This window comes from Leifsonia sp. (assembly GCF_051955155.1).
Lineage (GTDB): Bacteria > Actinomycetota > Actinomycetes > Actinomycetales > Microbacteriaceae > Leifsonia.
In genome coordinates this window covers 1-6,734 of sequence record NZ_JBQCGZ010000070.1, presented here as the reverse complement: position 1 = coordinate 6,734, position 6,734 = coordinate 1, and the positions used below count along the sequence as shown (strand labels likewise).

General features: G+C 68.8%; 6 protein-coding genes and 1 other RNA gene. 4 read left to right on the top strand and 3 right to left on the bottom strand.

All coding sequences use genetic code 11. The features are described 5' to 3' along the window. The 3 genes from ACTHMF_RS07075 to ACTHMF_RS07065 form a co-directional block, all read left to right on the top strand. Positions 1 to 717, top strand: a 717-nt coding sequence (locus tag ACTHMF_RS07075) for a tyrosine-protein phosphatase (RefSeq protein WP_440316864.1), incomplete at its 5' end; no start/stop codon positions are given. A 63-nt stretch (positions 718 to 780) separates the two neighbouring features. Next, on the top strand, positions 781 to 1,434 hold the full coding sequence (locus ACTHMF_RS07070; protein ID WP_440316863.1) for a DUF5666 domain-containing protein: 654 nt from the start codon (positions 781 to 783) through the stop codon (positions 1,432 to 1,434). Positions 1,435 to 1,492: 58 nt separating this feature from the next. Then, on the top strand, positions 1,493 to 2,437 hold the full coding sequence (locus ACTHMF_RS07065; protein ID WP_440316861.1) for an alpha/beta hydrolase-fold protein: 945 nt from the start codon (positions 1,493 to 1,495) through the stop codon (positions 2,435 to 2,437). Between the two features lie 22 nt (positions 2,438 to 2,459). Here the strand turns inward: ACTHMF_RS07065 and ACTHMF_RS07060 are convergent, their stop codons facing one another. Next, positions 2,460 to 3,128, bottom strand: coding sequence for an SIMPL domain-containing protein (locus ACTHMF_RS07060; protein WP_440316859.1), 669 nt, complete (start codon positions 3,126 to 3,128; stop codon positions 2,460 to 2,462). Between the two features lie 125 nt (positions 3,129 to 3,253). On the opposite strand from ACTHMF_RS07060, the gene ssrA reads away from it, so the two are divergent. Next, positions 3,254 to 3,649, top strand: a transfer-messenger RNA (tmRNA) gene (gene ssrA, locus ACTHMF_RS07055). Between the two features lie 335 nt (positions 3,650 to 3,984). Here the strand turns inward: ssrA and ACTHMF_RS07050 are convergent. Next, entirely contained in the window at positions 3,985 to 5,595 is a 1,611-nt protein-coding gene (locus tag ACTHMF_RS07050) for an outer membrane protein assembly factor BamB family protein (protein WP_440316858.1), read from the bottom strand. Next, on the bottom strand, positions 5,592 to 6,182 hold the full coding sequence (locus ACTHMF_RS07045) for an RNA polymerase sigma factor (RefSeq protein ID WP_440316857.1): 591 nt from the start codon (positions 6,180 to 6,182) through the stop codon (positions 5,592 to 5,594). Before ACTHMF_RS07045 ends, ACTHMF_RS07050 begins: the two co-directional genes overlap by 4 nt. Positions 6,183 to 6,734: the final 552 nt, after the last annotated feature.

Sequence of the window (6,734 nt, the reverse complement as noted above, 5' to 3'; positions counted from 1 at the left end):
CCGGTCAACGGCACCTACAACTTCCGCGACGTCGGAGGGTACGCGGCAGCGGGCGGAGCCGTCCGCAGCGGCAAGCTGTTCCGGTCGGACGGGCTCGCCCGGCTCGGCGAGGAGGGCAGGAGGAGCCTCGAAGAGCTCGGCGTGCGGGTCGTGATCGATTTGCGCGACGACTTCGAGGTCTCCGCGATGCCGGACGACCTGGACGGACTCGGCATCACCGTGCTGCGGCTGCCGGTGTTCGAGGGCTCGGGCGCCTCGCAGGCCACGGTCGGCGCGACGCTCGTCGACCTCTACGAGAAGATCCTGCTGCAGCACAGGGGCGTCGTGATCACGGCGCTGCGCGAGGTGGCGGACACGGCGCACGAGGCCGTCGTCGTGCACTGCACAGCGGGCAAGGACCGCACCGGCATCGTCGTCGCCCTCGCGCTGCTCGCGGTCGGCGTGGACCGTGCGACCGTGATCGCGGACTACGCAATCACCCAGCGGAACCTCGACGGTCCGTGGCTGGAGGGCATGATCGCCCTGGTCGAGGGCTACGGCGTCCAGGTGACGCCCGACCTGCGGATCATCCTCGGCGGCAGCCCGCCCGAGGCGATGGAGACGGTGATCGACCTGCTCGAACGGCGCTTCGGCGGAGCCCGCGAGTACCTGCTGGACGGCGGGATGGACGAGGTAGAGCTCGCGAAGCTGCGCTCGGTGCTCGTCGAGCCGTCCTGATTCCCATCGGAGTCATAAGGCCTTCCCAGCCCGATCGCGGAGAGTGCATGCTTTCCTGTGATCATGGACGACAACCAGCCGACGGAGCCGCTCCCGGGAGACCGGCCGGAGCAGCTGCAGCGCGCCGAGCAGCCGCGCGCTGAGCGGGCGCCCGCGGGGCAGGCGCCGCAGTGGGGCGGGCAGCAGCCGCCGCCCGCGCAGGAACCGTTCTACCGCCGCCACGGCCTCGCCTTCGCGATCTCCACGCTCGTGCTCGGCGTCGTGGTGCTCTTCGGCATCGCCGGCGTCGGCGCGTTCGCGGTCGGCAGCCTGTTCGCGCACTCCGGGTCGATGCTGTCCCGCGTCCTGCACGACGGCGACCGGGGCCCGCAGCTGCCGGTCGAGCCCGGGCGCCCCGGCGACGGATCGGGTGGCGGATCGGGCGGCGACGGTCAGAGCCAGCGCGGCATCGTCCGCGGCACCATCGCCTCCCTCTCCGGGAGCACCTGGACGATCGACAACCAGCACGGGACGACCATCACCGTCCGCATCACCTCCTCGACCGCATTCGGGACGCCGGGCAGCACCGAGCGGGCGGCCGACTTCGCGACCGGCGACGAGGTCATCGTGGTCGGAACGCGCAGCGGGGACACCGTCACGGCGACGCGCATCCTGAAACTCAGCGACTTCCCGCTGCGGCCGCCGTCGACGCCGGGACCGAGCACCCCCGGCAGCTAGCGCCGCGCAGCGCCGTGTCGTTCCGGTCCGTCCTCGTCCGCAGCGCCAGAATGACGAGGTGACAGAACACGAGCCCGCGGAGCCGGATGCGGCCCCGGCGCCTGCCCGTCGCCGCGTCTCGCGGCGCACTCTGATTGTCGGCGGCGCCGCTGCGGCGGTCGCGGTGGGGGTCGGCGTGCCCGCGGCATCGTTCGCCGGCGTCCTGCCCGGTCGCTCCACCCTCTACCGGCTGCTCGGACTCGACGGACCGGCGGGGACCGTGCCCGCTGTCGCGACCGGTCCGCTCGTCCAGGGCTCGTTCCGCTCCGCCGCCCGGCTCGGCGCCGCGTGCGGATGGGCCGTCAGCTATCCGCCCGGTCACGGGCCGGGGGACCGCCTCCCGGTCGCCATCGCCCTGCACGGCTACTCGAACAGCCACCGCACCGCGTTCGGCCCCCGCGCGCACGGTCTGGACGCCTTCCTCGCCCAGTACACCGCCCGCGGCGGCCGGCCGTACGCGATCGCGTCGGTCGACGGCGGCAACGGCTACTGGCATCCGCGTCGCTCCGGCGAGGACTCCGCGGCGATGCTGGTGGACGAGTTCCTCCCGCTCCTCGCCCGGCACGGCCTGGTCACGGGTCGGGTCGGTCTGCTCGGCTGGTCGATGGGCGGGTACGGCGCGCTCCGGCTGGCCGGCGAGCTCGGCGCCGGGCGGGTTGCGGCCGTCGCGGCGGCGAGCCCCGCGCTCTGGCACACGTTCGCGCAGAGCGCCAACGGGGCGTTCGACGACGCCGCCGACTTCGCACGCAACACTGTCTTCGGCCGCCAGGGCCGGCTGGACGGTGTCGCGGTCCGCGTCGACTGCGGGACGGGGGACGGGTTCTGCGCAAACGACCGGGACTACGTCAGCGGCTTCGCGACCGCGCCATCGGGCGGCTTCGAGGCGGGCGGCCACAACAACGCGTACTGGCTGCGGATGAACCCGCAGCACGTCGCGTTCGTGGGGCGAGCGCTCGCCGCCTGACGCGCCAGCGCGGTCGGCCGCGTCAGGACGCGGCGAACCGGGCGTGCACCTGGACGGCGATGGTCAGCTCCTCCGGCTTGAGCGAGAGGGTCGCGCCGCCGAGGTCCGCCGACGCCGCGCGCGCGAACATCGGCTGCGGCGGCTGGCCAGGGGAGGAGGTGTCGCCGAGCATCCCGGGGTCGCTGAGCGCCAGCGGCCGCACCGTGCTCAGGCCGAGGCTGGTGGCGTACACGGTCGCCTTCGCGACCGCGTTCTCGACCGCCCGCCGCCGCGCCTCCTGCGTGAGCGCCTGGCGTCTGGCCTCGGTGAGGCTCCAGGTGACGCCCTGCACGGTCACACCGTCCTGAAGGGAGACCACGCCCACCCAGTCGCTGAGCGCGCTGAGGTCGGAGAAGGTCGCGTCGATCCCGATCTGCGCGTGGTAGACCGGGTCCAGCCTGCGGCCGTCCTGGTTCCACGGCCGGTCGCCCCACACCCGCATCTGGTCGGAGGACCACTGCGTGACGGGGCCGTTCTGCGGCTCATGCAGGTCGCGCAGCTCCGCGACCAGCGAGGCGTGCCGTTGCGTGGCGAGGGCGAGCGTCTCCTGCCGGTCCGGTCCCTCGTACTCGACCTGCAGCCGAACGCTGCCGCGCTCCGCGGGGTGGCGCAGCTCGTACTCGCCCTGGACGGTGATGATCGTGTCGGCCATTCACCGATCGTGGCATAGAACACCGCCGACGGTTGTTGTATGCTTAGAAGCTCGCCCGAGCGGCGAGTATGTATCTGGACAACTCAACAGCGCGTGACAACGACCCGGCCACACGGCCGTCGCACGGGGATGATCGGTTTCGACATTGTCTGCGAGAGTGTGAGAAGCGGGTCGAGGATGCATGGTTATCTCGTTAACGATCCATGCGAAAAAATAAGTGCCAATAACAAGAGCACTGTCTCGGCCAAGGCCGACTTCGCCCTCGCGGCGTAAGTTCCCCTTCGCCATCTGAAGAGACCGTCAGACCGGGAATCGTTCTCTACCCGGATCCTGGCGTCAGCTAGAGAACTTGCTTCTGCGTTGAGCATCAGGGCGCAGAGGGACTTCCACTGATACTGGGCCCGTCGGAGCAGGTGCCAGCGACAAGCTCCGGGGCCGAGAAAGCGACTTCACTGGCTACGCCCGTAGAAGGCACATGACCACAGCAGTGGACGGGGGTTCGATTCCCCCCATCTCCACCATCGGTCGTCGTCACGCGCTGTTGAGATCCGCGTCATCAGGCCGATTCGGTCGCGTGCCCACACATTGCACACTTTATGGGCATTAGGTGATCTCGTTTGTTCTAACGGAGCTCATGTGATTACACGATCTATGGGCGCGGGGTCAGTTGAGTGCCCACTTGTCGGCAAGGCTGGCTCGGCGGGCGCCCTGGTTCTTCGAACAGGTTCGCGTACGCGTCGAGTGTCATCGCGGACGACTTGTGGCTGAGCATCCTTTGGAGTGCTTCGACTTAGCTCCGCACGGTCGACCGACGCCCGGCGCAGCTTGCCATCCTCGGCTTTCGATCCGCAGCGTGTCAACCCACAGCTGTCAATTGGTCGCCGTTCAAGCGCACGAGATAGCCGCCTGCGAAGAACCATGAGCCCGGGTTCGTGGCGGTCGAGCTCCACAGCTTCGTCCCCCTCTGCCGGTCGAATGCTGTGAGGTCGCCACTGGGTGGGATCGAGAACACGTAGGCGTTGTCGGCGCCGAAGAGAAGACCCGACCCGCTCGGCAGGTCCGGCAGCGGCTGAGGTGCTCCCGTCGACGCTGTGAAGGTACAGGTGCCGGTGCCGTCGTGGACGATCGTCAGGGTGTCGTTTCCGGGATCGACGAACACGGTGACGAGAGGAGAGGACCCGGCGACACGGTTCGTCAGACCGCATCGTGCCGTGGAGGCGGACCAGCGTTCCGTTCCCGAGGTGGAGTCCAGAATGGTCAGCTCTGAGGTGGATACGACGGCGATGAGGTCGGACGCGCCCGGATAGTTCACGTCGGTACCAGGGACACTGCTCGATGTGCTGACGGCCCAGACATCGGAGCCCGGTGGGAGCCGCCGAGTCCAGGTTTCCTGACCCGATCGGTCGAGACCAGCCAGTTCGGTGGGCTGTCCCGCGGTGTACTGGGAGATCACCGCTGGATGGGAGTCGGTCTGGATGAGCGCGATGGCGCTCGGGCCAGGGTCTAGCCGTCCGGTCTGCAGGTCGATGCGCGCGGACTCGTAGGGGCCCCCGTCGGGACCGGGCGCGGTCGACACGATGCTGACGGGGAAGAAGCCGGTGTCGCCCACCATCGGGTGGACCGAAGCCGACTTGCCAGGTATCTCGGTTGACCACCGAGGACTGAGTGCGTCGCGGGGGTCGACCCGGACGATCGACTTAGAAGTAGTCATGACGATATCGCCCGAATCACCTGGGACGGCCTGCGCGTTGAACAGGATGTCGCCCTTCTCGCCGGCGAAATCCGCCAGAGTCCGACCCGTGGCAAGGTCGATGACGTCGTGCGGTCCGCCTCCCAACGCCTCGTCGACGACGAGGATCCGTCCCGACGTCCCGAGAACCATGACGCCGACGTCGTACAGTGGCGCAGCGTGCCAGGTCCATTCGCGCGTCCAGAAGGCCGTGCCTTGTCGGGTGTCGACCAGGGACAGCGAGACGTGCTGCAGGTCATCGTTGCAATCCGGGTTGCCGTCGCCGACGACATGTGCCCCGAGCTGAACGAGAGCGAGGCCGTCGGCGATGTCGTAGACATGGTGCTGCTCGCAGGACCGTCCTGTGCCCGGGAGGTCCAGCGACCACGGCGCCGCTCCCAACTCGTTGACGTCATGCCGCTGGATCGGCGTGGTCTGGACGGCGATGCGGCGACTGGATGGCGTCGAAGTGGGCGCCGGGGTCGCGGTCGGCGTGGAGGTGACACTCGGTGTCGGAGCCGGCCCAGGCGCGGGCTCCTGCGGCCCGGAGTGTAGGGCGCCGCTGAGTGCGAGCGCGGCGGTTCCTCCAGCGAGCAGGACGGCCGCTCCGACGAGGCCGCCGACGAGAGCGAAACGTGTGCGGGAAGGGCGCGCAGGTGCAGTGGCGACGGTTTCGTGGAGGATGTCGCGGAGGATGGCGCTGCGCGCCGGGTCGAAGGCGGGGCCGGTGGCGGTCATTCTGCACCTCCTTCAAAGGCGGGGATCGGTTCTGAGACGAGCGCAAGGTCGCCGAGGCGGCGCTTGGCACGGGAGAGCCGGGACTTGACCGTCCCGACGGGGATGCCGAGGGTGCGTGCCGCATCTGCGAGCGGCAACTCCTCTAGTACGCAGAGCGTGATCACGTTCTGGTCGGCGCTGGACAGGCTGGCGAACGCGTCCCGGACGCGTCGGTCCCGTTCCCGGTTGTCGAGGTCGTCGGCGACGCCGTCTGCGTGATCAGGCTCGTGACCGGTTCCAGACATGCGCGCGAGCGCCACGCGATGACGGCGGCGACCGCGTTCGAGGTTGTGCACAGTGTTGTTCGCGGTGACCAGCAGCCAGGCGATGATCGAGCCGTCGACAAGGCGCACGGCGTCGCGGCGGCGCCAGGCCTCCAGGAACACCATGGCAGTGACGTCCTCAGCATCATGCGGCTGACGGACCAGTCGCAGCGCGTGACCGAACACACGGTCGCGATGCCTGTCGAATAGGGACGTGAACGCGTCGGGATCCCCGTCTCGCGCCCGGGACCAGGCGTCCGCCTCGTCCAACCCAACGTTGCTCATATCCCCTAGTGTCCGATCGGCCGGAAAGGTTCCATCATGCACCAGTCGCGTCCTGCCCAGCCCGTCTCCAGGCTCAGTTTTGGCTGGCGGCGCTCGGCAAGAGCCGAGGGCTCCACCGGCGAAAAGCGAGTCTGGAGACCTTTAGCGCTGCTGGCGCATCTGCCTCCGGTTGCGAGTTGTGCAGAGGCGACCAACGGCACATGATCACAAGGCTCTCGAAAAGCGCGGGATTCCGCGGATTGCCGGCTTCTCGGGCCAAGAGGGCCTCGGCGCGGGTTCGATTCCCCCATCTCCACCATCGGTCATCGTCACGCGCTGTTGAGGTCCGGTCATCTTCCGGTGCGCCTAATCGTGTATAGCCACGCCCCGCCCCGGTGACGTAGCTTTCGGCCACGCGAAGCGATTCCCGCGTCGCGAGAGGGAGCGGAGCCGTCATGAGTTTCTGGGATTTCCTGATCTGGTCGTTCTGGTTCTATCTGGTGATCGTGTGCATCACGATCTTCATCCGCGTCATCATCGACGTGTTCCGCGATCCCGAGCTGAACGGGTGGG

What these genes read in the sequence shown, in the direction of transcription:
- ACTHMF_RS07050 (WP_440316858.1), bottom strand. Translation starts at nt 5,595, where the DNA reads ATGACCGCCACCGGCCCCGCCTTCGACCCGGCGCGCAGCGCCATCCTC.
- ACTHMF_RS07060 (WP_440316859.1), bottom strand. Translation starts at nt 3,128, where the DNA reads ATGGCCGACACGATCATCACCGTCCAGGGCGAGTACGAGCTGCGCCAC.
- ACTHMF_RS07070 (WP_440316863.1), top strand. Translation starts at nt 781, where the DNA reads ATGGACGACAACCAGCCGACGGAGCCGCTCCCGGGAGACCGGCCGGAG.
- ACTHMF_RS07045 (WP_440316857.1), bottom strand. Translation starts at nt 6,182, where the DNA reads ATGAGCAACGTTGGGTTGGACGAGGCGGACGCCTGGTCCCGGGCGCGA.